Below are 24,238 nucleotides of genomic sequence, written 5' to 3'. Positions count from 1 at the left end.
GCGCCATGTTCGCCATCGACCGCTCCTCCCCCATCGCCCTCTTCAAGCAGATCGAGGACGCATTGCGCCAGCAGATCGCGCAGCGCGTGCTGCCTGGCGGGACCAGGCTGCCGTCGATCCGCCAGCTCGCCACGCAGCTCGCGGTGAGCACCAACACCGTGGTGGTGGCGTATGACAGGCTGGTGGCCGCAGGCGTCATCGATACGCACGGCACGGCGGGCTTCTTCGTCTGCGCGCCGGCCGACGCCAGCCGCGCCATTCCCGACGAGGTGGCGCTGGAAGCGGGCCAGGAGCAGGAGCCGGTTTGGCTGAGCCAGCAAGTGAACGACCAGCGGCCGGGCGTGCTGCTGGCCAGCAGCGGCGCCTTGCCGCCCACCTGGCTGCAGGACGCGCTGCCGGCGGCCGCCGTGCAACGCGGTCTGGCGCGCAGCGCGGCCGGCATGGCTTCGCGCTGTCCGCCGCAAGGGCTGGCCGAACTGCGCGAGCAGATCGCGCTGCTGTTGCGCGGCATCGGCATCGCGGCTGACGCCAGCCACATCCTCACCACGTTCGGCGGCACCCATGCCATCGATCTGATCTGCCGCACCTTCCTGCAGCCCGGCGATACGGTGCTGGTGGAAGACCCCGGATACTTCCTGATGTTCGGCAGGCTGCGCCAGGACGGCGTGCGCCTGGTGCCCATCCGGCGCCGTCCCGATGGCCTCGACCTGGACGAACTGGAAGCGGCCTGCCGCGCGCACCGTCCGCGCCTGCTGTTCATGCAGACGGCGCTGCACAATCCCACCGGGTGGAGCAGCAGCGCCGCCAACCTGCACAAGGTGCTGATCATGGCGCAGCAGTACGGCTTCCTGATCGCCGAAGACGACGTGCACGGCCATTTCCAGCCGGGCCACAGCACGCGGCTGGCGTCGCTGTCGGGACTGGACGGCGTGATCTACTATTCCAGCCTGTGCAAGGCGCTGAGCCCGGCCCTGCGCATGGGCTACCTGGCCGCGGCGCCGGCCCTGCTCAAGCCCTTGATGCGCACCAAGATCCATTCCATCATGACCTTGCCTGCGCTGAACGAATACGTGCTGCTGGAAGTGCTCAAGGCCGGCAATCTGCGCAAGCACCTGGAGCGGCTGCAACGCAAGATCATGGTGGCGCGCAACGCCAGCACGCGGCAACTGAGCGCGGCCGGCGTGCTGTTCGAGCAGCCCGGCGACGCGGGAATTTTCCTGTGGGGCAGCATGCCCGAAGGGCTGGACGTGGACTTGCTGGTGCAGGATGCCTACCGCAACAAGATTCTGCTGATGCGCGGCGCGGCGTTCTCGGCCAACGACACGCCCGACCGGCACGTCCGCTTCAACGTCGCCTTCAGCCAGCATCCGCGCGTCAGCGCCTACCTGGAAGAACGCCTGCGCGCGCTGGCTGGCGCGCGCTCAAGCCTGGCCCGCGCCAGCGCCGCCGCCGGCATCGGAGGCAAGTCCTGAGCACCGGCCGGGGCGGCTCAGCCATCGTGCCTAGTTCTTCGTGCGCACCTGGCGCACGTGGTTTTCCAGTTCGCTGAACGAGGGGCGTTCCGTGGCGGAAATGACCTTGCGGCCGAATTCCACGGCCAGCGCCGGGGCGTAGCCGTTCAGGCTGGCCAGCAACGTCACTTTCACGCACTGGTACATCTTCGCCGTTTCATGGTGCTTGCGGCGCAGCAAGCTGGCCAGCGGGGCGATGAAGCCATAGGCCAGCAGGATGCCAATGAAGGTGCCCACCAGCGCCTGTGCGATCAGCACGCCCAGCTCGGCCGGCGGCAAGCCCACGGACGCCATCGTGTGCACCACGCCCATCACGGCGGCCACGATGCCGAAGGCGGGCATGGCGTCGGCCAGCTGCGAAATCGTCTGGATCGGCATTTCCGCATCTTCATGGTGCGTCTCGATCTCGTTATCCATCAGGTTTTCGATCTGGTAGGCGTCCATATTGCCCGACACCATCAGGCGCAGATAATCGGTGATGAATTCCAGGATGTGCTCGTCGCCGAGCGTGTACGGGTATTTCACGAAGATGGGGCTGCGGTAGGGGTCGTCGATATCGTCCTCGACCGACATCAGGCCTTCCTTGCGGATCTTGCTGAGGATTTCATACATCAGCCCCATCAGTTCCATGTAGCGCGCCTTCGTGTATTGCGAACCGTGGAACAGGGTGGGAATGGCGGCGAACGTGGCGCGGATGGCCTTGGCGTCGTTGCCGACAAAGAAGGTGCCCAGCGCCGCGCCGCCGATCATCAGCAGTTCCAGCGGCTGGAACAGGGCTGCCAAGTGCCCCCCCTGCATGGCGAAACCGCCGAAGACGGAAAACAGCACGACGAGAAATCCGAGTATGACTAGCAAAACCTACTCCTTCATAATATTGCCATATCGCAATATTGTAGTGTAACCCGATTCCGTCGCCGTGGCCGAGTCCGGCTGCAATTGCTGGCCGAGAAAATTGATAAAAGCGCGCACTTTGGCGGGCAGCTGGTGGCGGCTCGGGTAATAGGCGTACAGGTCGGCCGGCGCCAGTGTGTAGTCGGGCAGCACCACGCGCAGGCGGCCGCTGTCGAGGTAGCGGGCCAGGTCCCATTCCGAGCGCAGCAGGATGCCGTGGCCGTCCAGGGCCCAGCCCAGCACCACGTCGCCATCGTTGCTGGCCACCGTGCCGCGCACCTTCACCGTGTGGGTGGCGCGGCCACGGCTCAAACGCCAGATGCCGTAGGCGTCGTCGTTCTGCCGGTGCACGATGCAGCGGTGCTGCGCCAGGTCGTCGGGTGTCCGCGGCGTGCCGTGCGCCTGCAGGTAGGCGGGCGAGGCGCACAGGAAGCGCCGGTTCGACATGATGCGCCGCGCCGACAGCCGCGTGTCGGGCAGGTCGCCGAAGCGGATGCCCAGGTCATACGCCTGCTCGACCAGGTTGATGGGGCTGTCCGTCAGCTGCAGCTGCACTTCCAGCTGCGGGTGGCGCAGCGCGAATTGCGACAGCAGGGGCGCGATCACCGTGCGCCCGAAGCCCAGGGTGGCGTTCACGCGCAGCAGCCCGCGCGGTTCCGCGCTGCCGCTGGCCAGGGAGTCTTCCATGGCGCGGATGTCGTCGAGGATTTGCCGCGCCTGCTGCAGATAGCTTTCGCCGTCGCCCGTCAGGCTGATGCGGCGCGTGCTGCGGTTGAGCAGCCGCACGCCCAGGCGCTGCTCCATCAGCACCAATCGCTTGCTGACGGCGGGCGGCGTGATGCCCAGCTCGCGCGCCGTGGCCGACAGGCTGCCCAGCTTGGCCAGCAGCACAAAGAAGGCCATTTCCGTGGTGGCATCCGTTTTCATGGTTCATCTTTCACTTCAAGTGAATAATGCTTTAAATTGAAGTCGATTATAGGGCTTTGTATCGCGGGTAAGCTGGCGTCACCCGTCAAGCACAGGAGAACCGCATGAAAATCGTCGACATCCGCGAAAAGACCATCCCCATTTCTTCCCCCATCCGCAACGCCTACATCGATTTCACGAAGATGACCTTGAGCCTGGTGGCCGTCGTCACGGATGTGATGCGCGACGGTAAGCCCGTCGTCGGCTACGGCTTCAACTCGAACGGCCGCTACGGCCAGGGCATGCTGATGCGCGAGCGCTTCATCCCCCGCATCCTCGACGCCGAGCCCGCTTCGCTGATCACGGACGACGGCGGCAACCTCGATCCGCACAAGGTGTGGGATTGCATGTACACCAATGAAAAGCCGGGCGGCCATGGCGAGCGCTCGGTGGCCATCGGCACCATCGACATGGCCATCTGGGATGCCGTGGCGAAGATCGAGAACAAGCCGCTGTTCCAGCTGCTGGCCGAGCGCCACGGCACTGGCGCGCCCGACAAAAAAGTCTTTGTGTATGCGGCGGGCGGCTATTACTACCCGGGCCAGAGCCTGTCCGCCCTGCAGGACGAGATGCGCAGCTATGTCGACCGCGGCTACACGGTGGTCAAGAAAAAGATCGGCGGCGCCTCGCTGGACGAGGACTTGCGCCGCATCGACGCCATCATGGAGGTGCTGCAGGATGGGCAGAAGCTGTGCGTGGATGCCAACGGGCGCTTCGACCTCGATACCTCGATCGCCTACGCCAAGGCGCTGCGCCAGTACGACCTGTTCTGGTACGAGGAGGCGGGCGACCCGCTCGACTTCGAGCTGCAGGCCACCTTGCGCAGCTATTACGACAAGCCGATGGCGACGGGCGAGAACCTGTTTTCCATGCAGGATGCGCGCAACCTGATCCGCTACGGCGGCATGCGCGCCGACCGCGACTGGCTGCAGTTCGACTGCGCCCTCAGCTACGGCCTGGTGGAATACCTGCGCACCCTGGACATGCTGCACCAGCACGGCTGGTCGCGCAGCCGCTGCATCCCGCACGGCGGCCACCAGATGTCCTTGAATATCGCGGCGGGCCTGGGCCTGGGCGGCAATGAATCGTATCCGGATTTATTTCAGCCGTTCGGCGGCTTCCCCGACGGCGTGCGCGTCGAAAACGGCCACATCACCATGCCGGACCTGGTCGGCATCGGCTTCGAGGGCAAGGCGAACCTGTATGCGGAAATGCGGGCGCTGAGCGGGCAATGACCTTACTCGCTGCGCTGCCAGAAGCGCAGCCGGTTGCCGAACGGGTCAGCCACTTCCAGGATGCGGCCCCAGTCCTCGTCGCGGATGCCGGGCCGCGCGTACGGGTAATCCCTGGCCTGCAGTTCCGCATGCAGGGCGGCGACGTCGTCGACGGGGATCAGCAGCGCGGACCCCGGCGTGGCGTCGCCGTAGTGCTCGGACAGGTGCAGCACGAGCTCGCCCCGCGTCACCTGCAGGTACAGCGGCGCCGTGGGCTCGAAGCGATGTTCCCAGTCCAGGGTAAAGCCGAGGAAGCCGAGGTAGAACTCGCGCGCCTTTTCTTCCGAGAAGATGCGCAGGATGGGGATGGCGGCATGCATGGCGGTGCTTTCGACAGGTGGCGATGCCGCCATTCTAGCCTCAGGCCGGCACCTGGCGCTTCATGCGTGCGGCGGAACTGGTCTTTTCCCAGCGGAACAGCCACATGATGATCAGCTTGGTGGTGGCGCTGACGCTGGCGAGCAGCAGCAGGGGCCAGCCCGTCGACAGGCCCATGACGCAGGCGAAGATGATGGTGCTGACATCCATCGCCAGGATGAACTGGCTCATTTTCAGGGACACGGCGCCCGTCCTGCCCGACCGGTAAATGAGGCGGATCTGGTGCGCATAGCCCTGCGCCAGCAGCACGGTGACGGCGACGATCAGGCTTTGCGAGATCACGCGTTTTTCATCGCTGAACGTGGGGCCGAAGGCCAGGCCCGCCACGCCCGCGCCCAGCAGCAGCGCGCAGGCCAGCAGCGCGTGGCGCGAGGCCAGGCTGCGGCGGTCGCGGTCGATTTCATACAGGATGGCCAGCGCGATCAAGGAGGCGACCAGGCGGGGCCAGACGATGTAGTGGTTGAACGGCGTGATCGAATAGCCGTAGACGAAGAAGGCGCAATACGCGAGGAAGCTGACGGTGAACTGGTTGATCGACAGGATGTCCGTCGTCTGGCCGGCACCGATGCCGGCATCGCGCTTGCGCCGCCAGATTTTTTGCAGCTGCGACCACAGGCCGAACAGGCTGACGACGATGAACAGGGAATTGAGGCTGCCGGCGAGGGCGTACAGCGAAGGGGCTTGCAAAGGCGTCTCCGGAAATCGGCAAGGCAGCGCTGCGGAGACAGGATGCCTTGTCTATACATTTTATTTTTGCAACATGCTCTCATGAAATAAATTGGCAGGCAAGAAATAATTTTGCGGCCAGGGCCTGTTGCAGCTGTACTTGCCCGGACGCACCTCTTCCTGCGCTTGCCCGTATAATCGGGGCATGACTTTCTTATCACTGCGTGCCCGCTCCGTGCTGGCCACCTTCGGCAAAATGGCCGTTTCCCTGATTCTCCTGTTGACCGCACTGTGGGGCGCGCTGGCGCTGTGGTACCAGCTGTCCGGCGGCACGGCGGCGCAAGCCATCGGCGCCTTGCTGTGGGCCGCGCTGGGCGTGGCCAGCATCGCGTTGTGGTGGACGCGCGGCGACGCGCGCGCGCTGCTGCCATATGCGGCCGGTTTCATCCTGCTGCTCGTGTGGTGGAGTTTCATCACGCCGAAGCAGCAGCGCGTGTGGGCCGACGACGTGGCGCGCAATGTGACGGGCACCGTCAAGGGCAATATGGTCACGCTGGACAATGTGCGCAATTTCGACTGGCGCAGCGATGACGACTACACGGTCAAGTGGGAGCAGCGCAGCTACGACCTCGACGAATTGCGCACGGTGGACACGGCCCTGTCGTACTGGACGGGGCCCTACATCGCGCACACCCTCATTTCCTTCGGCTTCGCCGACGGCCGCTTTTTGACGTTTTCCATCGAGATCCGCAAGGAAAAGGGCGAGAGCTTTTCCGCCATCGGCGGCTTCTTCAAGCATTTCGAGATGAGCCTGATCGCCGCCGACGAGCGCGACATCCTGCGCGTGCGCACGAATGCGCGCGGCGAGGACATGCATCTGTACCGCGTGATGATGCCGAAGGCGGCCATGCGTTCGCTGTTCCTCGCCTACCTGGACGAGGCGCAGGCGCTGAAGGCGCAGCCGCAGTTCTACAACACGCTGACGGCCAACTGCACCACCATCGTCTTCGAGATGGTGCGCCGCATCGTGCCGGGCCTGCCGCTCGATTACCGGCTGATGGCCTCGGGCTACCTCGACCGCTATCTGTTCGACGTCAAGGGCCTGGTGCCCGGCCTGAGCTTCCAGCAGCTGCGTATTGGGGGCCACATCACGGCGCGTGCGCGGGCCGCCAACGACGACGCAGACTTTTCGCACGCGATCCGGCGCGGCATGCCGGGCTATGATGACGCGGGCCATCCGACGCTGCAAATGCCCAGGCAGTAGCCGCCTGCCTTATACTGTCGCTATTCCGACCGGCCGCACATTGCGGCCGGTCTCACTTTACGAATAAAGAAGGCCCGCTATGCCATTTTCCTCCCTGGGTCTGATTCCCGCCCTGGTCCGCGCCGTCGACAAGGCCGGCTATGCCGCGCCGACGGCCATCCAGGCGGCCGCCATTCCCGCCATCCTGCGCGGTAGCGACGTGCTGGGCGCGGCGCAGACGGGTTCCGGCAAGACGGCCGCCTATGCGCTGCCGCTGCTGCAGGCCTTGATGGCGCCCGCTTCCGGCCCGCGCCATGCGCGCGCGCTGATCCTCGTGCCCACGCGTGAGCTGGCGGCGCAGGTGGGGCAGACGGTGCACGCGCTGGCCAAGCCGTTGCCCGTCAAACTGAAGATTTCCGTGCTGTTCGGCGGTGTGTCGATCAATCCGCAGATGATGGACTTGCGCGGCGGCGCCGATATCGTCGTCGCCACGCCGGGCCGTTTGCTCGACCTGGTGCGGCAAAATGCCGTGAAGCTGGGCGGCGTGTCGCTGTTCGTGCTCGACGAGGCGGACCGTCTGCTCGACATGGGTTTCAGCGAAGAAATCAACGCCATCCTGGCGCTGCTGCCCAAACAACGGCAAAACCTGTTCTTTTCCGCCACCTTCCCCGACAGCGTGCAGGCGCTGGCCGACAGCCTGCTCACGGACCCCGTGCGCATCGAAGTGGCGTCCGAACCGCAGGACAAGCCCGACATCGTGCAGCGCGCCATCACGGTCGACGTGCCGCGCCGCACGCAGCTGCTGCGCTACCTGATCCTGCAGCAGCAGTGGGAGCGCGTGCTGGTGTTCGTCGCCACTAAATATGCGGCCGAACACGTGGCCGACAAGCTGCAGCGCGCGGGCCTGCACGTGGGCGCCTTCCACGGCGAATTCAGCCAGGGCACGCGCAGCCAGCTGCTGGCCGACTTCAAGGCGTGCCGGCTGCAGGTGCTGGTGGCCACCGACGTGGCCGCGCGCGGCATCGACATCGCCGGCCTGCCCGCCGTCGTCAACTACGACTTGCCCCGCTCAGCCGTCGACTACACGCACCGCATCGGCCGCACGGGCCGCGCGGGCGAAAGCGGCACGGCCATCAGTTTCGTCACGGCCGACACGGAAGCGCATTTCCGCCTGATCGAAAACCGCAACGACTTGCGCATCGTGCGCGAAGTGGTGGCCGGTTTCGAGCCGACGGAACTGCCCGCGCCCGCGAACCCCGTTACCGATGCGGTGAACGGCGGCGTGAAGGGCGCGCGCAAGAGCAAGAAGGACAAATTGCGCGAAGCGGCTGCCAAGGCGGCCGCAGGTAATTAAATTCGCCTTATGTGCGCTAGCCGCTTGAACGGCCACGTTTCCCGGACTAAGATTGTGTTTCTATAAAGCAAGGGGACGGGAATGCACATGACATTCATCAAACGCGCGGGCGCTTTGGCCGGCGCGCTGGCGCTGGCCGGTTGCGCCGGCATGGGCGGCAACAGCGGCAGCACCGGCATGCAGATGCCGGGCAAGACACCGGCCGATGCGGCCGTGGCCGCCACCTGGTACAACCCGCCCAGCGAATTTCCCGGCATTTGCCTGACCCAGTTCAAGGATGGCAGCCTGCGTTTCGACGGCGGCTTCGCCTTCTATAACCCGGGCCGCTGGACGTATGACGCGGCCACGTCCGAATTGCGTCTGGCATTGGCGCCGACGCCCTCGCTGGAGCTGTCCCACGCGCAAATCGTGCAGCACCAGAATCTGCTGCGCATCGAGGCGGACAAGAATACGCTGGTATATGGCGTGAAAGCCGACACCCGGGCCATCGGCCTGGGCGGCTTTGTGTTCTACCGCGACACGCCGTGTCCGGCACGGCGCGGATAAGTGCAATGAAGGAATATTTAGTCGTATAATTTCAACGCAGGCTGGCTGCCGCGCAAGACTCGCAAGACTGGCTTGCGCGGCAGATTCCCCCTCCAGGCAAGCTCCGATATCGCCGTGGCGATGAGAGGATGGTCCGATGGATGTGCACGACGAGCAAGGTGTGCCGGGTAGCGCGGTGCTGACGGCGGATGCCGGGCAGCGGGCTGCGCCGCCGCGCACCTTGCTGCTGGTCGATGACGAGCCGAATATCCTCGCCTCCCTCAAGCGCCTGCTGCGGCGCGATGCCTACCACATCCTGACGGCCGGCAGCGGCCAGGAAGGGCTGGACGTGCTGGCCAGCCATGCCGTTGACGTGATCGTGTCGGACCAGCGCATGCCCGGCATGCTGGGCGCCGACTTCCTGCGCAAGGCCAAGCTGCTGTGCCCGCAAACCATCCGCATCATGCTGTCGGGCTATACCGAATTGCAGGCCGTCACGGACGCCGTCAACGAGGGCGCCATCTTCAAGTTCCTCACCAAGCCCTGGGAAGACCATCAGCTGCGCGAGCATATCGCCGAAGCGTTCCGCCTGAAGGGCATCGATGACGACAATGTGCGCCTGAATGCGCAGCTGCGCGACGCCAACCAGGCGCTGGCGGCAGCCAATGCCGCCATGCAGGCGCTGGTGCGCCAGCAGCAGCACCAGATCAGCCGCGACGAGGTCAGCCTGGGCATCGCGCGCGAATTGCTGCAATTCTTACCCTTGCCCGTGATCGGGCTCGATGAGGACGGCATGATCGCCTTCATCAACGCGGCGGCGGCCAGCCTGTTCGAGCGGGGCGCGGCCCTGCTGGGCAACGAGGCGGCGGTCGTCTTGCCGCAGCTGTTCGACGGGCAGGGCGCGCCCCGCCTGGCCGCCATCGACGGCCAGCCGTATGCCGTCGCCGTTCATCCCATGGGCCTGCATTCGCGCTCGCGCGGCAGCCTGGTCACATTGAGCCGTCATGGAGCGGATACATGAGTGGAAGCGTGAGTGAGAGCGGACGCGAGATTTCCATCGAGCAGGCGCAGGAAGGCATGGTGCTGGCGCTGGCGCTGAGCGACGCCAGCGGCGCCGTGCTGCTGGCTCAGGGCGCCACCCTGACGGCGGCGAACCTGACGGCCTTGCGCAGGCGTAACGTGGAGCGCTGCCACGTCGTCATGGCAGAGGAGCCCGACCCCGCCGCGCAGGCGTATGCCGAGCAGGAGCGGGCTCGCCGCCTGGAACGGCTGGCCGTGCTGTTCCGCGCCACGCCGCCCGATTCCGCCGGGGCGGAACTGCTGGCGCTGCTGCGGCGCTACCGGCAAGGGAGCGGGGCATGACACGGCTCAGTTTTGAACACATCATCCGCCAGATACAGGAGCTGCCCTCGCTGCCGGTGGTGGTGCTGGAACTGCTGTCGAGCATGGACCAGGACGACACGGACGTGCACGTGCTGGCGCAAAAGATCGAGCTGGACCAGGGGCTGGCGGCGAAGACCCTGCGCATCGCCAATTCCTCGTTCTACGGCATGCAATCGAAGGTCACCAGCATTCCGCAAGCCGTTTCCGTGCTGGGCTTTCACAGCATCCGCACCGTCGTCACGGCCTGCGCCCTGACGGGCAGCTTCGCGCCCGTCAGCGGCGGCTTCGATTTCCAGGCGTTCTGGCGCCACTCGCTGGCCACGGCCATCGCCGCGCGCCTGCTGGCGCCGCACCTGCGGGTCAATCCCGAAACGGCATTCACGGCCGGCCTGCTGCACGACCTGGGCACCCTGGTGCTGGTGACGCGCTTCCCGGCCGAGCACGCGCTCGTGCGCAGCCACCGGCAGGCGCACGACTGCCAGATGGCCGAGGCGGAACTGGCCGTCATCGGCATCGATCACGCGCAGGTGGGCAGCGCCCTGGCCGCCTACTGGAAGTTTCCCGAGACGATACAGCAGGCGGTGGCTGACCACCATGTCATCGAACGGCTGGAAACGGGCGGCTTGCCGCTGGCCGTGCACATGGCCAATGCCGTCGCCCTGGCGCTCGACCTGGCCGGCGTCGACGATGCGCTGGTGCCGCCGCTGTCGCCGGCGGGCTGGCGCAGCATCGCCCTGGACGAGCAGGCCTGGCTGGCGCTGCTGGCGCAAACGGAACACACCTTCGATGAAATGTCGCGGATCATGCTGGCATGAACAGGACAAAGGCCATGGACACAGACGCAGGGCAGGCGCTGCCCGCCACGCCGGAACGCCGCCAGGGCGACACCATCGCGCTGTCGGCGTTTTTCGACGGCCATCCCGTGGCCACCTTCGCCATCGACACGGACCACGTGGTGACGCACTGGAACAGCGCCTGCGAGCAGCTGCTGGGCTTTACGGCCGCCGAGATGGTCGGCACGCGCGACCACTGGAAGGCGTTCTATCCGCAGCCGCGCGCCTGCCTGGCCGACCTGCTGGTGGCCGACGATATCGCGCTCGGTGAAAATGACCTCTACCTTGGCAAGCTCAAGCGTTCTCCCGTGATCCCCGGCGCCTTTGAGGCCGAAGATTTCTTTGCCGATATCGGGCCCGACGGCCATTGGCTGCATTTCACGGCGGCGCCCCTGCGCGACCGCCAGGGGCGTCTGGTGGGCGCCATCGAAACCCTGCGCGACGTGAGCGAACGGCGCCTGGCGGAACTGGCGCTGCGCAAGGCGCACGACAACCTGGAACACCTGGTGGCCAAGCGCACGGCCCAGCTGGCCGAAATGAACGAGCGCCTGGCCGACGACATCCGCCAGCGCCAGATCGCCGATCTCGAGCTGCGCGAACGCAACCTGGCCCTGACGGAATTGAACAGCAAGCTGTCGCTGGCCCAGCAAAAGCTGCTGCAGTCGGAAAAACTGGCGTCGATCGGCCAGCTGGCCGCCGGCGTGGCGCACGAGATCAATAATCCCATCGGCTATGTGTTTTCCAACGTCGGCACCCTGGAAGGCTATCTGGATGACCTGTTCAGCATGCTCGACGCCTACGAGGACGCCGAACCGGCCGTCGCCGACCCCGTGGTGGCGGCGCGCCTGCGCGCGCTGCGCGAACAGATCGACCTGGACTTCCTGCGCACCGACATTCCCATGCTGATGGGCGAGTCGAAGGAAGGCATTGCGCGCGTACGCCGCATCGTGCAGGACCTGAAGGATTTTTCGCGCACGGATGCGCACCAGGAGTGGGTCTGGGCCGACCTGCGCCAGGGCATCGATACCACGCTCAACATCGTGAACAACGAGGTCAAGTACAAGGCCGACGTGGTGCGCGAGTACGGCGACATTCCCGACATCGAATGCCAGCCTTCCGAGCTGAACCAGGTGATCATGAACCTCGTCGTCAACGCGGCCCACGCCATGGGCGAGGCGCGCGGACGCATCACGCTGCGCACGGGCAGCGACAACGCGACGGAAGTGTGGATCGAGGTCGAGGACACGGGCGGCGGCATCGCGCCCGAACACCTGTCGCGCATCTTCGATCCATTCTTCACCACCAAGGCCGTCGGCAAGGGCACGGGGCTGGGCCTGTCGCTGGCCTACACGACGGTGCAGAAACACCATGGCCGCATCGACGTGCGCAGCGTCATCGGCCGCGGCACCACCTTCCGCATCACCTTGCCCGTGCGCCAGGCGCAGGCCGTTGCACCATGACCGAACAGGACAGCATGAGCATGAGCACCAGTACCAGCGCCAGCACCGCGGCCGCGCCGCCCACCATCCTGTGCGTCGACGACGAGCCGAATATCCTGTCGTCGCTGCGGCGGCTGTTCCGCCCGCACGGCTACCGCGTGCTGACGGCCGACGGCGGCGCGGCCGGCCTGGCCCTGCTCGAGAGCGAGACGGTGGACCTGGTCATTTCCGACATGCGCATGCCGCACATGGATGGCGCGCAGTTCCTGGCCCAGGTGCGCCAGCGCTGGCCCGGCACCATACGCCTGCTGCTGACGGGCTATGCCGACATCCAGTCCATCCTCGACGCCATCAACCAGGGCGAGATCTACCGCTACGTGACCAAGCCGTGGGACGAGAACGATATCGTGCTGGTGGTGCGCCACGCGCTGGAACGGCGCGCGCTGGAACAGGAAAAACGGCGCCTGGAAGCGCTGACGGCCAGCCAGAACGTGGAGCTGCAGGCGCTCAACGCCAGCCTGGAAGCGAAGGTGGCCACGCGCACGCAGCAGCTGAAGCAGTCGCACGACGAGGTGCAGGCGGCCAACGAGCGCCTGAAGGCCACGTTCGTGACGACGATCAAGGTGTTTTCCAACCTGATCGAAATGCGCGGCGGCAAGCTGGCCGGCCATGCGCGGCGGGTGGCCGAACTGTCGCGCAAGCTGGCGCAGGCGCTGGGCCTGGAAGGGCAGGAGGCGCGCGACGTGTTCATCGCGGCCCTGCTCAAGGATATCGGCAAGCTGAGCCTGAGTGACGACGTGCTGGAACTGCCGGCCAGCGCCTGGACGGGCGAGCAGCTGGCCGCCTTCCGCAAGCATCCGCTGCGCGCCGAACAGCTGCTGATGGCGCTCGACGAGCTGCGCGCCGTTTCCGTCATCCTGCGCTCGCAGCTGGAGCGCTTCGACGGCGGCGGCTTTCCCGACGGCCTGGTGGGCCTGGCCATCCCCATGGGCGCGCGCATCCTGGCGCTGGCGTCCGACTACGACGGCTTGCAGATCGGCGCCATGGTGCAGCGCAGCCTGCGCGCCGACGAAGCGCGCACCCTGATCTACGACAGCGTCGGCAAGCGCTACGACCCGGCCGTGGTGGCCGCTTTCCGCAGCATCATGGAGGAGACGGAGCCGCCGGCGCGCGACCTGACCGTGCTGTCGGGCCAGCTGGAGCCGGGCATGACGCTGTCGCGCGACCTGATCAGCCGCGACGGCCTGATGCTGCTGGCGGCCGAACACGTGCTGACGGCCCGCGTGATCGCCCAGCTGCTCGATTTCGAAGGCAAGAATGGCGGGCGCCTGAGCATCCGCGTGTACGCGCCCGTGAAGGATGCCTAGGCGTTCGCGGCAGCGGCGCTGGGCGGCTGCAGCGGCAGGTGCACGGTAAAGCGCGTGCCCTGGCCCACTTCCGACGCCACCTCGATGCGTCCGCCGTGCTTGTTGACGATGCCGTACGACAGCGACAGGCCCAGGCCCGTGCCGCTGCCCACGGCCTTGGTGGTGAAGAACGGCTCGAAGATGCGGTTCAGGTGCTCGGGCGCGATGCCGGCGCCCGTGTCGCCGATTTCCACCCACACCCAGTCGCCCGCGTGGCCCGTGCGGATGCTGATCACGCCGTCGCTGCTGATGGCCTGGCCCGCGTTGACGAGCAGGTTCATGAACACCTGGTTCAGCTGCGAAGCCAGGCACAGTATCGGCGGCAGCTCGCCATAGTGCTTCTCGATGCGCGCCTTGTATTTCAGTTCGTTGGCGACGATATTCAGGGTGCTGTCCAGGCCCGCATGCAGGCTGGCCACTTGCCAGTCCGTCTCGCCCACGTGGGAGAAATCCTTCAGCGCCTGCACGATGTCGCGCACGCGTTTCAAGCCATCCATCGATTCGCGCACCAGGTCGCCGATGTCGTCCTGCAGGAAGGCCAGGTCGGCCTGGCCGCGCACCTGGGCCACGCGCGCGGCCAGGGCCGGGCCGTCGAGCGGCTCGCGCATCGCCGCTTCATACTGGGCGATCACGTCGAACAGGGTGCCGACATAGGCTTGCAGCGAACTCATGTTGGAGTTGACGAAACCGATCGGGTTGTTGATTTCATGCGCGATGCCGGCCGCCAGCTGGCCGATGGACGCCATCTTTTCCGATTGCAGCAGCTGGTCGTGCGCTTCCTGCAACTTGCTGATCAGTAGTTGCTGCTCCTCGCCGCGCGCCTGCAGCATCGCTTCCATGCCCTTGCGTTCGGTGATATCCGTCAGCGAACCGATGACCTCGAACGGTACGCCGTGCTCGTCGCGCACCAGGCGCAGGCTGTCGTGCATCCACAGATAGCTGCCGTCGCGCACGCGGAAACGGTATTCATAGGCGCGCGCGCCTTCGACGAAGATCTGTGCCAGGCTGGAAAAGATGCCGGGGGCATCGTCGGGGTGGATGTGATCGAACCAGAAATTCGGGTCGGCCACCATCTCCTCGGGCTGGTAGCCCAGCACATTGAGGGCATTGTTGCTGACAAAGGTCATCTTGAAGTCGCCGCTGGGCACGGTGCAATAGATGATGGAAGGCGTATTGTCGAGCAGGTATTGCAGGCGCACGGCCGTGGCCGCCGACGCGTCCGCATCAGGCGCCGCCCCGGCATGCCGGCCGGTATCGGGGGTGGAAAGGTCGAAATCCTCGAACTGCATCGTCACACCTCGCTGCCTGCACGGCATAGCTGTCATCCTGGCTGAATTATGCCTGATTCTGCCTGCCTTGGGCCGTCCATGGGCACACGCTCAAGGGGCCGGCGGCTGTTCGACGATCGCCATGCGCCGCGCGATGCGCTGCGCCGCTTGCGTGTCGCCCGCCTGTTCGGCGCGCAGGCGCTGCACGCCCAGCCAGGCCAGCAGCGGGCGGCGCCAGCCCTGGTCTGAGGCGGTGGCCACGGCCGTGTCGAGCAGCGCCGGCGTGGCGCGGCCCGAGCGCAGCAGCACGCCGGCCGCCACCAGCCGCGACAGCGGGTCATCGATGGCCGCCACGGCGCTGGCGGCGGCCGTGTCGGATGCGGCGCCGGCGGCCGCGCGCTGCGCTTGCGGCAGCAGGGCGGCGTCGGACCCTTGCGCCTTGCCGGCCAAATAGGCCGCATACGCGCGGTCGGCGTCGTTCGCGTCCGCTTGCAGGGCATCGAAGCCCCCGCAGTCCTCGAAGGCCAGGCTGGCCACGCGGGCGGCGCAGCGCAGCAGTTCGATGCGCGCCACCAGTTCGAGCTTGCCCGTGCCGGCCACTTGGCTGCGGGCGCGGCGGAATTCCGTCTGCTCGACCAGGGCGTTGCCATTCAGATAGGCGGCCTGGAAGCGTTCGATGGAACTTTGCGCATTCATCTTCCAGTCGGGCACGGGCGGGCCGCTGGAGCAGGCGGCGAGCAAGGTGGACAGCAGGGCGGCGAGGGCGGGGCGGGACATTTTCATGGCAGTTTGATCTCCGGATTGCGCTTGAACGGCCATTTGCGGTTGATGTCATTGACCAGCTGCTCGACCTTGCGCAGATTGCTTTCCACGTCCGCGCGCAGCGGACCCAGATCGGCGGTCGCCGCCCTGGCGTTGGCGCCCACGGCTTGCGCCTCGACCAGCACGGCGTCGACTTTTTTCAGGCTGGCGCGCGTGTCGGCCAGCAGGGCGTTCAGCTGCACGATGGTTGCCTGCGCATCCGTCATGACGCCCTTGTCGCCGAAGACGCGCGTGTCGGCATTGGCCACCAGGCCATCCGTGCGGCGCGCCAGCTGGTCGGCCGTAACGAGCAGGGCGTTGGCCCGCTCGACCAGCAGGCGCGACTGCTTGTCGTCGCCCGTCAGCAAGCCCATGGCGCCGCCAGGGCCGCTCAGCTTGCCCGTCACGGCCTGCACGTTGCGCAAGGTGCCGTCGAGGGCGGAATCGCTGCCCGTCAGGCTGGCCACGTTGTTGAGCAAATCCTTGGCGGCGGCCAGCAGGCGGGGGATTTCCGCCGCCATGTCGCCCACCAGCAAGTCGCGCGTGGCGTCGTCGGGCAGCGGCGGGTCCGTCAGTATGCCGCTGTAGGCGCGCAGCTTGGCGCCGCCCACGATGCCCCGCTCCAGGGTGAAGATGGAGCTGCTGCGCAGCCAGTGCGCATCCTTGCGCGGCACGTCGACGATGACGCGCGCGCGCCCGTCCGGCGCCAGTTCGATGCGTTGCACGCGGCCGATGGGAAAGCCGGAAAAGGTCAGGTCGGCGCCCACGCCCACGCCGTCGGAATCGTCGGCCGTCAGCACCAGGGTTTGCGTGGCTTCGAAGGCGCCGCGTGCATACATCAGGTAGACGACGGAGCCGACCACCAGCACGAACATGAAGATGAGCAGGATGGCCGCCTTCAGTTCGGCGTGGCGTACGGGCGGCGGGGCGGGCAGGACGGAATCTTGCGTGAGACCGGCTGGCGCCGTGACGTCGACCTGGTCGGGATTTTGCGGTTGGCTCATGGCTTCTGGCTCTGGTATGGGGGAAATCGGAATCGCTGGCGAGTGGCGGGCATCAGTAGTAATTGCCCATCAGCGAAGCCACTTCGATCAGCAGGATGACGGAAAACAGGCGCAGCATTTCGGACAGGCCGTGCGCGGCCCACAGGCGGTTGCGGCGGCCGTGCGGGTCTTCCGGATAGTACGAGGAGGCCAGCGGGATCAGGGCCACGGCAAAGCTGAAGAAGATCACCTTGAGCATCAGGATCAGGGCCACGGCCGGATTGAAGATCTGTCCCACCACGCGCGTGTAGCCTTGCAGCGCCCATGGCGTGAAACCGTAGATGGTGAGGTAGGCGAGGATCAGCGAGGTGACGCAGCTGACGATGGCCAGCATCCACACGGCGAAGATGCCGGACATGACGCGTGGAAAGTATTCGCGGCGCAGCAGGTCGACGCCCTGGCGCTGCATGGTGTCGAGCATGCCGGAAGAGCGCATTTGCGCAAATGCAATGCCGTCGGGCAGGGTCAGGCGCAGCGCCACGAACAGGGCGGCCGTCAGCGGTATCAGTTCCAGCACCAGCACGCGCACCACCATTTCCAGCGCATAGCGCGACAGGCCGTAGCTTTGCGCGCTGACGACGACGATGCGGATCAGCACCAGGCTGACGAGCGCGCAGGCCACGCTGAACCACACGAGGTTGGGCGCCGTGTTCGTCACGAGCCGGTGCGCGAGGATGGGACGGTTGTCGCGGTTATAGCTCGACGGCGACAGGGCCAGCGAAAACACGAGGATGGCGAAATGCAGCATGCGCCACCAGCTGACCAGCCAGGCCATGGTGGCCCGGTGCAGGCGGCGCAGGCTGATGATGAGGGAGACGGAGAGGGTCATCATGGCATCTTAACATTGGATGCGTTCGATACAAGCGATTGTCCTGCCGTGCGGCCGTGCCCGGCAGCCTGGCTACTGGCCGGCCACGCTGGTGACGCTGTGGATAATCGCGTCGGCCGCCGCGCGCACGCGGGCCGAGCGGTTCAGGTCGGCGTGCATGACCAGCCACACGTCGTAGCTTTCCGCCCGTTCGGGCCAGATGCGCACGAGCTGCGGGTCGATGTCGCCCAGGTGAGTGGCCAGCTCGGCCACGCCCAGGCCCGCGCGCGTGGCTTCCTGCAGCATGGCCGCCGAATTGACTTCCATGGCGACCCTGGCGTTGGCGACGGGCTCGCCCGCGATTTTCTCCGCGTGCCGCGGCGTCACGGAATGGTGGTAGATGACGATGTCGTGGCCGGCCAGCGCCGTGCCGCGCACGGGTTCGCCCCGTGCGGCCAGATAGGTCTTCGATGCGTACAGGCCCAGGCTGCGCTTGACCAGGTGGCGCGAAATGAGGTCCGGGTCGGTGGGACGCACGCCGCGTACGGCCAGGTCCGCTTCGCGCCGCGTCAGGCTGGCCAGCGCGGGCGCCACGTTGAGCACGATGCGGATGTCCGGATGCGCCGCGTGCAGCCGCTGCATGGCGCGGATGACGAAATGGCTGGCCATGGTGTCCGTGGTGGCCACGCGCACCAGGCCGCTTAAACGGGTGTCGACGCCCTGCATCTCGCGCTGCAGCTTGTCGGCCGCCCGTTCCATCGCCTCGGCGGCCGTCAGCGCCAGCTCGCCCGCCGGCGTGGGCACATAGCCCGACGGCGTGCGCAGGAACAGGGTGGCGCCCAGCGACGTTTCCAACGCGGCCAGGCGGCGCCCGCACGTGGCCTGGTCGATGCACAGCAGGGCGGCCGCGCCGCGCAGGGTGCCGGCCTGGCCGATGGCCAGAAAGATGCGCGCGTTATCCCAATCCAAGCTGCTTCTCCTATTGCGTATGGTGATGCATTTTTGCATCAGTGTGCCGAGTTTATGACTGTTTACTGCATCGTGCAACGCTCGCATAATGGCGGCCCCGCTGTCCCTGCAAGGAAATATGATGACTGCTTCCCCACCACGCCGCGCCAGCGGCTTGATCCTGCTGACCCTGGCCTTCGGCTTCGTCATGGCCATGCTCGACGTCACGGCCGTCAACGTGGCGCTGTCCGATATCGCGCTGGACTTGCATATCCCGCTGACGGGCCTGGTCTGGGTGGTCGACGGCTACACCTTGACGTTCGCCGCGCTGCTGCTGGCCGGCGGCGCGCTGGCCGACCGCTACGGGCCGAAAGCCGTGTACCAGGGCGGCCTCGGCGTCTTCATCCTCGGCTCGATCCTGTGCGGCGCCGCGCCCGACGGGCATTTCCTGACGGCGGCGCGCCTGCTGCAGGGCGCGGGCGCGGCCCTGTTCATGCCCAGTTCGCTCAGCCTGCTCACGCACAGCTTTGACGACGAACGCGAACGCACGCGCATGCTGGGCGCCTGGTCGGCGCTGGTGGGCGTGGCCGGTGCGTCCGGCCCCTTGATCGGCGGCATCCTCGTGCACCAGTTCGGCTGGCGCAGCGTGTTCTGGGTCAACGTGCCGCTGGGCCTGCTGGCCATCGTCATGGCGCAGCTGCTCTTGGTGGCGCCGGCGCGCCAGCCGCGCGATCTGTCTCTGTTCAGCCATGCGCTGGGTGTGGCGGCGCTGGCGGGCCTCAGTTTCGTGCTGATCGAAGGGCCCGTGCTGGGCTGGCTGTCGCCCGGCGTGCTGACGGCGGGCGCCGTGACGCTGTTGTCGGCCGGGCAGTTGCTGCGGCGCGAGCGCAGCGGCAGCCATCCGCTGTTGCCGCGTGAACTGTTTCACAGCAGCAGCTTTGGCGCGGCCAATGGCGTGGGTTTTCTGATCAATTTCTGCGTATTCGGCCAGCTGTTCTTATTGAGCCTGTTCCTGCAGCAGTCGGGCGGCGCCGACGCCCTGCAGTCGGGCTTGCGCCTGCTGCCCATGATGGCGGCCTACACGGTGGGGAACTTCATGGCGGGACGTATCGCGGCCCGTCATGGCACGCGCTGGCCCATGCTGGCCGGTTTGCTGGTGGGAGCCGCGATGGCCCTGCTGCTGATGGGTTTACGTCCTGGCACGGCGTATGGCTGGCTGGCGCTGGGCACGGCCGTCATGAATGTGGCCATCGGCATCGCCATTCCCGCCATGACGGCCACCGTGATGCGGGTGGCCGGCAAGCGGCATGCGAACAGCGCGGCGGCGGCCCTGAATGCCAACCGCCAGATCGGCGCGCTGGTGGGCGTGGCGCTGATCGGCAGCATCCTGCACATGCTGCCCGACTGGTCGCTGCGCCTGCCGCTGGCCTACGCGACGATCGCCGCCGCGTATGGCCTGGCGGCGGGCCTCGTGTACCGCCACGTGCATCTGCCGAAGGCCGTGGCCGCCGCGTGAGCGCTTACTGTACGCTTATTTTCCGTGCGTGCTGCGCCATTCCACCAGTTCTTCGATGGTCAGGATCGGCATGCCGTGCAGTTCGGCGAAGCGTTCGATATCGTCGCCGCGCATCATGGTGCCGTCCGGGTTCATCAGCTCGCACAGCACGGCGGCCGGGTTCAGGCCCGCCATGCGCGACAGGTCGACGGAGCCTTCCGTGTGGCCACGGCGCTCGAGCACGCCGCCGGGCGCGGCGCGCAGGGGGAAGACGTGGCCGGGGCGCACCAGGTCGGCGGGCTTGGCGTTCGGTGCGATGGCGGCGCGGATGGTGGTGACCCGGTCGGCGGCCGACACGCCCGTCGTGACGCCGTCGCGCGCCTCGATGGAGACGGTGAACGGCGTGCCGTAGCGGCTGCCGTTGTCGGACGACATGGGCGGCAATTCCAGCGCGCTGACGACGTCCGTGGGCAGGCACAGGCAGACGATGCCGCTGCATTCGCGGATCAGCAAAGCCATGGTTTCGTGCGTGAGTTTCTCGGCAGACAGGATCAGGTCGGCTTCGTTTTCACGGTCGAAATCGTCGAGCAGGATGACGGGAATGCCGGCGCGCATGGCGGCCAGGGCGGACTGGATGCGACCTTCCAGGTCGTTGGAAAGCAGGGTATAGCTGTTGACTAACATGGTGAAACGCTCCTCGCATAGGCGAAAAACGCTGCAGGGCAAGCGAATAGACGCAGCCGGCCGCATCGACAGGTCGATCGGACATCGCGTTTACTGCACATCTTCTTTCATCCGGACTATACCGTCGGCCCCGGAGTCACACCGGATCTGCTGACCTCGCCAAGCGGTGCCTGGAAAGCGCTCGCGGGCTTGACCGTTGCCGGTCTTACCGCCGGTGGGGAATCGCACCCCGCCCCGAAGACGTATTGTTGTGCCGGTCCACATGACCGGCGGCAATACTTTAGCACAGATGAAAAAATGTGGCAGGACACTGTTGAGTTTGCTATTCGGCAAAGTTCCCTGGGAAAAATGGTTTACCCTAAGCTGTTTTTAATGGCGGAAAGACGATTTCAGTGTAAGGTATGACTACTGAATCTTACCGTTGAGAATACATGAAGCTGAGTAAATTACGCCTGATCTCGGGCGCCGTCTTGCTGGCGTGCGCCTGCATGGCCCAGGCGGAAATCCGTTTGACCGATCCCCTGCCGCTGGCACCAGAAGTTACCGTCGGAAAACTGCCGAACGGCTTGACCTATTACATCAAGAAAAATGCCCGTCCCGCGCAGAAAGTGGAGTTGCGCCTGGTGGTGAAAGCCGGCTCCATCCTGGAAGACGACGACCAGCAAGGCCTGGCGCATTTCACGGAACACATGGCCTTCAATGGCTCCACGCATTTCAAGCGCAATGAACTGATTTCCTATTTGCAATCGATCGGCGTGAAGTTCGGCGCCGACCTGAACGCCTACACGAGCTTCGATGAAACCGTCTACGTGCTGCCGATTCCCACGAACAAGAAGGAAAACCTGGAAAAGGGGTTTCTCGTGCTGGAAGACTGGGCGCATGGCTTGAAATTCAATCCGGCCGACATCAACAGCGAGCGCGGCATCGTGCTGGAAGAGGCGCGCCTGGGCAAGGGCGCCAGCGACCGCATGAACAAGGTCTTGTATCCGAAACTGCTGAACGGTTCGCGCTATGCGGAACGCATGCCGATCGGCAAGGAATCGGTGCTGAAAACCTTCAAGCCGGAAGCCATCAAGCGTTTCTACAAGGATTGGTACCGTCCCGATCTGATGGCCGTGATGGTGGTCGGCGACGTGGAGCCGAGCCAGGCTGAAAAGCTGATCCGGCAGCATTTCGGCAAGCTGAAAAACCCCGCGAAACCGCGTCCGCGCCTGTATGCGGAAGTGCCGCAGCGTTCGCAGACGGAAGCGCTGGTGATCACGGACAAGGAAGCGCCGGACGACAGCGTCTTCATCCGCTACCCCATCCGCGCCGCGCAGGAGCCCGTCACCATCGCCGACTACCGCCGCCAGATGATCGAAAACCTGTATGGCCAGATGCTCAGCGCGCGCATGCAGGAATTGACGCAGCAGGCGAACCCGCCCTTCATCCAGGGCGGCAGCAGCATGGGCAAGCTGGTGCGCGGCTATGAATCGTTCAGCGCGTATGCCTTGCTGGGCAAGGGCGGCGTGCAGCCGGCCGTCGATGCGCTGGTGCAGGAAGATGAACGGGCGCGCCGCTTCGGCTTCAGCCAGGATGAGCTGGACCGCGCGCGCAAGGACATGCTGCGCAATTACGAGCGCGCGTACAGCGAGCGCGACAAGTCCGATTCGGCCGGTTTCGTGGCCGAGTATTCGCGCAACTTCCTGGAACAGGAAGCCATTCCCGGCATCGCCAACGAATTGCTGTACGCGCAGGAACTCTTGCCGCAGGTGACCTTGCAGGAAATCAACGAGACGGTGGCCAAGGTGATTCCCGACCAGCAAAAGAAGCTGGTGGTCTTCATGGGCGCCGAACCGACAGCGGGCAATGCGGCCTCGACTGTGCCGACGCAGCAGCAATTGCTCGACGCCGTTGCGCAAGCGGAGCGGCAAACCGTCGAGCCGCGCACGGAGAAAGTGCTTGCCAGCAAGCTGATGGACGGCCCGCCGGCCGGCGGCAGCATCGTCTCGGAAAAGTTGAACAGCGCCATCGGCGTGACGGAACTGATCCTGGGCAATGGCGTGCGCGTGCTGCTGAAACCGACGGATTTCAAGAACGACCAAGTGCTGATGGGCTCGACGCGCTTCGGCGGCCAGTCGCTGTTCGGCGACGCCGACATCTATAACGCCCGCTATGCCAGCGCCGTGGTCGGCAGCATGGGCCTGAAAGACCTGGCACCGCTGGACTTGCAGAAAGTGCTGGCCGGCAAGACGGTCAACGTGGGCGCTTCGCTGGGCGAGCTGAGCGAAGGTTTTGGCGGCTCGGCCAGCAGCGCCGACGTGGAAGCCATGCTGCAGCTCGTGTATTTGTATTTCCATGACGTGCGCAAGGATGCGGGCCTGTACCAGTCCTTCATCGGCAAGCAGCAGGACCTGGCGAAAAACAGCATGGCGCAGCCGGAAGCCGTGTTTTACGATGCCATCCAGCACGCCATGTATGGCGACAACCCGCGTGTCGATGGCGTGCCGCGCGCGGCCGACTTCGACAAGGTGGGCCTGGACCGTTCATTGGACATCTTCCGCCAGCGTTTTTCCAGCGCGCGCGACATGACCTTCATCTTTGCGGGCAGCTTCGAGCTCGACAAGATCAAGCCGCTGATCGCCAGCTACCTGGGCACCTTGCCCGTGGGCGAGGTGGCGCACGCCTACCGCGACGTGGGCATGCGCCCGGTGACCGGGGTCGTCAAGAAGGATATCTACATGGGCAGCGAGCCCAAAAGCACGATTTCCATCACCTTCAATGGCGACGCGGCGTATTCGGACGAGCAGAAACTGACCCTGCAGGCGCTGGGCGAGGTGCTGAACCTGAAAGTCATCGAAGTGCTGCGCGAAAAGATGAGCATGATCTATGGCGGCGGCTTTGAAACCTCGATGGGCCAGCATCCGTACGGCCATTACTCGGTGGCCTTGAATTTGCCGACGGGACCGGAAAACGTGGACAAGGTGATCGCCGCGGCCTTTGCCGAAATCAACAAGATGAAGGCGGACGGGCCGTCCGTGGCCGACCTGGAAAAGGTCAAGCTGAACTGGATCACGCGCCAGCAAAAATCGCTGCGCGAAAACCGCTACTGGATGAGCCAGCTGATGGGTTCGGTGACGCAGGGGCGCGATCCCGCGCACATCCTGCGTTACGAGCAGCGCGTGCGCGCCATCACGCCGCAAGCCGTCAAGCTGGCCGCGCAGCGCTACCTGGACATGCACAATTATGTGCAGGTGGTGCTGTATCCGGAACGTAAAAACGTCGCGGCCAAGTAATTTATATGCCGGGCTTGCCGGGACGCTAGCGTGCCGAAGCTGTTAAA

General features: G+C 65.7%; 22 protein-coding genes and 1 riboswitch. Of the genes, 12 read left to right on the top strand and 10 right to left on the bottom strand.

Going from position 1 to position 24,238, the window contains the following annotated elements; genetic code table 11:
* Positions 1 to 5: 5 nt before the first annotated feature.
* Positions 6 to 1,472, top strand: coding sequence for an aminotransferase-like domain-containing protein (locus tag AC07VH_RS09235; protein WP_494787282.1), 1,467 nt, complete (start codon positions 6 to 8; stop codon positions 1,470 to 1,472).
* A gap of 30 nt (positions 1,473 to 1,502) precedes the next feature.
* On the opposite strand, the gene motA is transcribed toward AC07VH_RS09235, so the two are convergent.
* Positions 1,503 to 2,366, bottom strand: a complete 864-nt coding sequence (motA, locus tag AC07VH_RS09230) for a flagellar motor stator protein MotA (RefSeq protein WP_077406831.1) — start codon at positions 2,364 to 2,366, stop codon at positions 1,503 to 1,505.
* 3 nt (positions 2,367 to 2,369) lie between these two features.
* Complete coding sequence (locus tag AC07VH_RS09225) at positions 2,370 to 3,329, bottom strand: LysR family transcriptional regulator (RefSeq protein ID WP_489630387.1); 960 nt, start codon at positions 3,327 to 3,329, stop codon at positions 2,370 to 2,372.
* A 104-nt stretch (positions 3,330 to 3,433) separates the two neighbouring features.
* Here AC07VH_RS09225 and AC07VH_RS09220 point away from each other — a divergent pair, with 104 nt between their 5' ends.
* Positions 3,434 to 4,603, top strand: a complete 1,170-nt coding sequence (locus tag AC07VH_RS09220; protein ID WP_494787281.1) for a mandelate racemase/muconate lactonizing enzyme family protein — start codon at positions 3,434 to 3,436, stop codon at positions 4,601 to 4,603.
* A 2-nt stretch (positions 4,604 to 4,605) separates the two neighbouring features.
* Here AC07VH_RS09220 and AC07VH_RS09215 read toward each other — a convergent pair whose 3' ends face one another.
* A complete protein-coding gene (locus AC07VH_RS09215) occupies positions 4,606 to 4,995 on the bottom strand; it encodes a glyoxalase superfamily protein (RefSeq protein WP_475415268.1) in 390 nt (129 codons plus the stop codon).
* 7 nt (positions 4,996 to 5,002) lie between these two features.
* Positions 5,003 to 5,707 carry a hypothetical protein gene (locus tag AC07VH_RS09210; RefSeq protein ID WP_494787280.1) on the bottom strand — a complete coding sequence of 235 codons (705 nt, stop codon included), beginning with the start codon at positions 5,705 to 5,707 and terminating at the stop codon, positions 5,003 to 5,005.
* Positions 5,708 to 5,891: 184 nt separating this feature from the next.
* Here AC07VH_RS09210 and AC07VH_RS09205 point away from each other — a divergent pair, with 184 nt between their 5' ends.
* From AC07VH_RS09205 to nosR, 8 genes are all read left to right on the top strand, one after another.
* Positions 5,892 to 6,950 carry an Lnb N-terminal periplasmic domain-containing protein gene (locus AC07VH_RS09205; RefSeq protein WP_494787279.1) on the top strand — a complete coding sequence of 353 codons (1,059 nt, stop codon included), beginning with the start codon at positions 5,892 to 5,894 and terminating at the stop codon, positions 6,948 to 6,950.
* A gap of 79 nt (positions 6,951 to 7,029) precedes the next feature.
* Complete coding sequence (locus AC07VH_RS09200; protein WP_494787278.1) at positions 7,030 to 8,283, top strand: DEAD/DEAH box helicase; 1,254 nt, start codon at positions 7,030 to 7,032, stop codon at positions 8,281 to 8,283.
* An 87-nt stretch (positions 8,284 to 8,370) separates the two neighbouring features.
* Positions 8,371 to 8,829 carry a hypothetical protein gene (locus AC07VH_RS09195; RefSeq protein WP_475415272.1) on the top strand — a complete coding sequence of 153 codons (459 nt, stop codon included), beginning with the start codon at positions 8,371 to 8,373 and terminating at the stop codon, positions 8,827 to 8,829.
* Between the two features lie 136 nt (positions 8,830 to 8,965).
* A complete protein-coding gene (locus tag AC07VH_RS09190; protein WP_475415273.1) occupies positions 8,966 to 9,829 on the top strand; it encodes a response regulator in 864 nt (287 codons plus the stop codon).
* A gap of 8 nt (positions 9,830 to 9,837) precedes the next feature.
* The gene (locus AC07VH_RS09185; RefSeq protein ID WP_494787277.1) at positions 9,838 to 10,170 is read left to right on the top strand and encodes a hypothetical protein; all 333 of its coding nucleotides are present in this window, start codon (positions 9,838 to 9,840) and stop codon (positions 10,168 to 10,170) included.
* On the top strand, positions 10,167 to 11,006 hold the full coding sequence (locus AC07VH_RS09180; protein WP_494787276.1) for an HDOD domain-containing protein: 840 nt from the start codon (positions 10,167 to 10,169) through the stop codon (positions 11,004 to 11,006). Before AC07VH_RS09185 ends, AC07VH_RS09180 begins: the two co-directional genes overlap by 4 nt.
* Before the next feature lie 14 nt (positions 11,007 to 11,020).
* Entirely contained in the window at positions 11,021 to 12,484 is a 1,464-nt protein-coding gene (locus AC07VH_RS09175; RefSeq protein WP_494787275.1) for an ATP-binding protein, read from the top strand.
* 20 nt (positions 12,485 to 12,504) lie between these two features.
* Entirely contained in the window at positions 12,505 to 13,830 is a 1,326-nt protein-coding gene (gene nosR, locus AC07VH_RS09170) for a response regulator c-di-GMP phosphodiesterase, NosR family (RefSeq protein ID WP_475415277.1), read from the top strand.
* On the opposite strand, the gene AC07VH_RS09165 is transcribed toward nosR, so the two are convergent.
* The 5 genes from AC07VH_RS09165 to AC07VH_RS09145 all read right to left on the bottom strand — a co-directional run bounded on the left by AC07VH_RS09165 (position 13,827) and on the right by AC07VH_RS09145 (position 18,758).
* Positions 13,827 to 15,158, bottom strand: coding sequence for an ATP-binding protein (locus AC07VH_RS09165; RefSeq protein ID WP_475415346.1), 1,332 nt, complete (start codon positions 15,156 to 15,158; stop codon positions 13,827 to 13,829). The two genes, nosR and AC07VH_RS09165, sit on opposite strands and share 4 nt — an antisense overlap.
* Positions 15,159 to 15,248: 90 nt before the next feature.
* Entirely contained in the window at positions 15,249 to 15,920 is a 672-nt protein-coding gene (locus tag AC07VH_RS09160; RefSeq protein WP_494787274.1) for a hypothetical protein, read from the bottom strand.
* A complete protein-coding gene (locus AC07VH_RS09155; RefSeq protein WP_475415279.1) occupies positions 15,917 to 16,942 on the bottom strand; it encodes an MlaD family protein in 1,026 nt (341 codons plus the stop codon). The genes AC07VH_RS09160 and AC07VH_RS09155 overlap by 4 nt, the downstream gene beginning before the upstream one ends.
* A gap of 52 nt (positions 16,943 to 16,994) precedes the next feature.
* Positions 16,995 to 17,810 carry an MlaE family ABC transporter permease gene (locus AC07VH_RS09150; RefSeq protein ID WP_070224172.1) on the bottom strand — a complete coding sequence of 272 codons (816 nt, stop codon included), beginning with the start codon at positions 17,808 to 17,810 and terminating at the stop codon, positions 16,995 to 16,997.
* A 72-nt stretch (positions 17,811 to 17,882) separates the two neighbouring features.
* On the bottom strand, positions 17,883 to 18,758 hold the full coding sequence (locus AC07VH_RS09145) for a LysR family transcriptional regulator (RefSeq protein ID WP_494787273.1): 876 nt from the start codon (positions 18,756 to 18,758) through the stop codon (positions 17,883 to 17,885).
* A 118-nt stretch (positions 18,759 to 18,876) separates the two neighbouring features.
* Here AC07VH_RS09145 and AC07VH_RS09140 point away from each other — a divergent pair, with 118 nt between their 5' ends.
* On the top strand, positions 18,877 to 20,253 hold the full coding sequence (locus AC07VH_RS09140; protein WP_494787272.1) for an MFS transporter: 1,377 nt from the start codon (positions 18,877 to 18,879) through the stop codon (positions 20,251 to 20,253).
* A 15-nt stretch (positions 20,254 to 20,268) separates the two neighbouring features.
* Here AC07VH_RS09140 and ribB read toward each other — a convergent pair whose 3' ends face one another.
* The gene (ribB, locus tag AC07VH_RS09135) at positions 20,269 to 20,916 is read right to left on the bottom strand and encodes a 3,4-dihydroxy-2-butanone-4-phosphate synthase (RefSeq protein ID WP_489630399.1); all 648 of its coding nucleotides are present in this window, start codon (positions 20,914 to 20,916) and stop codon (positions 20,269 to 20,271) included.
* 95 nt (positions 20,917 to 21,011) lie between these two features.
* A riboswitch (FMN riboswitch) is annotated at positions 21,012 to 21,162 on the bottom strand.
* A 185-nt stretch (positions 21,163 to 21,347) separates the two neighbouring features.
* Here ribB and AC07VH_RS09130 point away from each other — a divergent pair.
* Entirely contained in the window at positions 21,348 to 24,191 is a 2,844-nt protein-coding gene (locus tag AC07VH_RS09130) for a M16 family metallopeptidase (RefSeq protein ID WP_494787271.1), read from the top strand.
* Positions 24,192 to 24,238: the final 47 nt, after the last annotated feature.

The sequence above is a fragment of the Janthinobacterium sp. GW821-FHT03C10 genome, assembly GCF_059420865.1.
Note: the sequence above shows the minus strand (reverse complement) of the source record. Positions and strands in the feature narration are given on the sequence as shown.

What these genes read in the sequence shown, in the direction of transcription:
- AC07VH_RS09200 (WP_494787278.1), top strand. Translation starts at nt 7,030, where the DNA reads ATGCCATTTTCCTCCCTGGGTCTGATTCCCGCCCTGGTCCGCGCCGTC.
- AC07VH_RS09175 (WP_494787275.1), top strand. Translation starts at nt 11,021, where the DNA reads ATGGACACAGACGCAGGGCAGGCGCTGCCCGCCACGCCGGAACGCCGC.
- AC07VH_RS09225 (WP_489630387.1), bottom strand. Translation starts at nt 3,329, where the DNA reads ATGAAAACGGATGCCACCACGGAAATGGCCTTCTTTGTGCTGCTGGCC.
- AC07VH_RS09190 (WP_475415273.1), top strand. Translation starts at nt 8,966, where the DNA reads ATGGATGTGCACGACGAGCAAGGTGTGCCGGGTAGCGCGGTGCTGACG.
- AC07VH_RS09235 (WP_494787282.1), top strand. Translation starts at nt 6, where the DNA reads ATGTTCGCCATCGACCGCTCCTCCCCCATCGCCCTCTTCAAGCAGATC.
- AC07VH_RS09165 (WP_475415346.1), bottom strand. Translation starts at nt 15,158, where the DNA reads ATGCAGTTCGAGGATTTCGACCTTTCCACCCCCGATACCGGCCGGCAT.
- ribB (WP_489630399.1), bottom strand. Translation starts at nt 20,916, where the DNA reads ATGTTAGTCAACAGCTATACCCTGCTTTCCAACGACCTGGAAGGTCGC.
- AC07VH_RS09205 (WP_494787279.1), top strand. Translation starts at nt 5,892, where the DNA reads ATGACTTTCTTATCACTGCGTGCCCGCTCCGTGCTGGCCACCTTCGGC.
- AC07VH_RS09215 (WP_475415268.1), bottom strand. Translation starts at nt 4,995, where the DNA reads ATGGCGGCATCGCCACCTGTCGAAAGCACCGCCATGCATGCCGCCATC.
- AC07VH_RS09150 (WP_070224172.1), bottom strand. Translation starts at nt 17,810, where the DNA reads ATGACCCTCTCCGTCTCCCTCATCATCAGCCTGCGCCGCCTGCACCGG.
- AC07VH_RS09130 (WP_494787271.1), top strand. Translation starts at nt 21,348, where the DNA reads ATGAAGCTGAGTAAATTACGCCTGATCTCGGGCGCCGTCTTGCTGGCG.
- nosR (WP_475415277.1), top strand. Translation starts at nt 12,505, where the DNA reads ATGAGCACCAGTACCAGCGCCAGCACCGCGGCCGCGCCGCCCACCATC.
- AC07VH_RS09220 (WP_494787281.1), top strand. Translation starts at nt 3,434, where the DNA reads ATGAAAATCGTCGACATCCGCGAAAAGACCATCCCCATTTCTTCCCCC.
- AC07VH_RS09195 (WP_475415272.1), top strand. Translation starts at nt 8,371, where the DNA reads ATGACATTCATCAAACGCGCGGGCGCTTTGGCCGGCGCGCTGGCGCTG.
- AC07VH_RS09180 (WP_494787276.1), top strand. Translation starts at nt 10,167, where the DNA reads ATGACACGGCTCAGTTTTGAACACATCATCCGCCAGATACAGGAGCTG.
- AC07VH_RS09140 (WP_494787272.1), top strand. Translation starts at nt 18,877, where the DNA reads ATGATGACTGCTTCCCCACCACGCCGCGCCAGCGGCTTGATCCTGCTG.
- AC07VH_RS09155 (WP_475415279.1), bottom strand. Translation starts at nt 16,942, where the DNA reads ATGAGCCAACCGCAAAATCCCGACCAGGTCGACGTCACGGCGCCAGCC.
- AC07VH_RS09160 (WP_494787274.1), bottom strand. Translation starts at nt 15,920, where the DNA reads ATGAAAATGTCCCGCCCCGCCCTCGCCGCCCTGCTGTCCACCTTGCTC.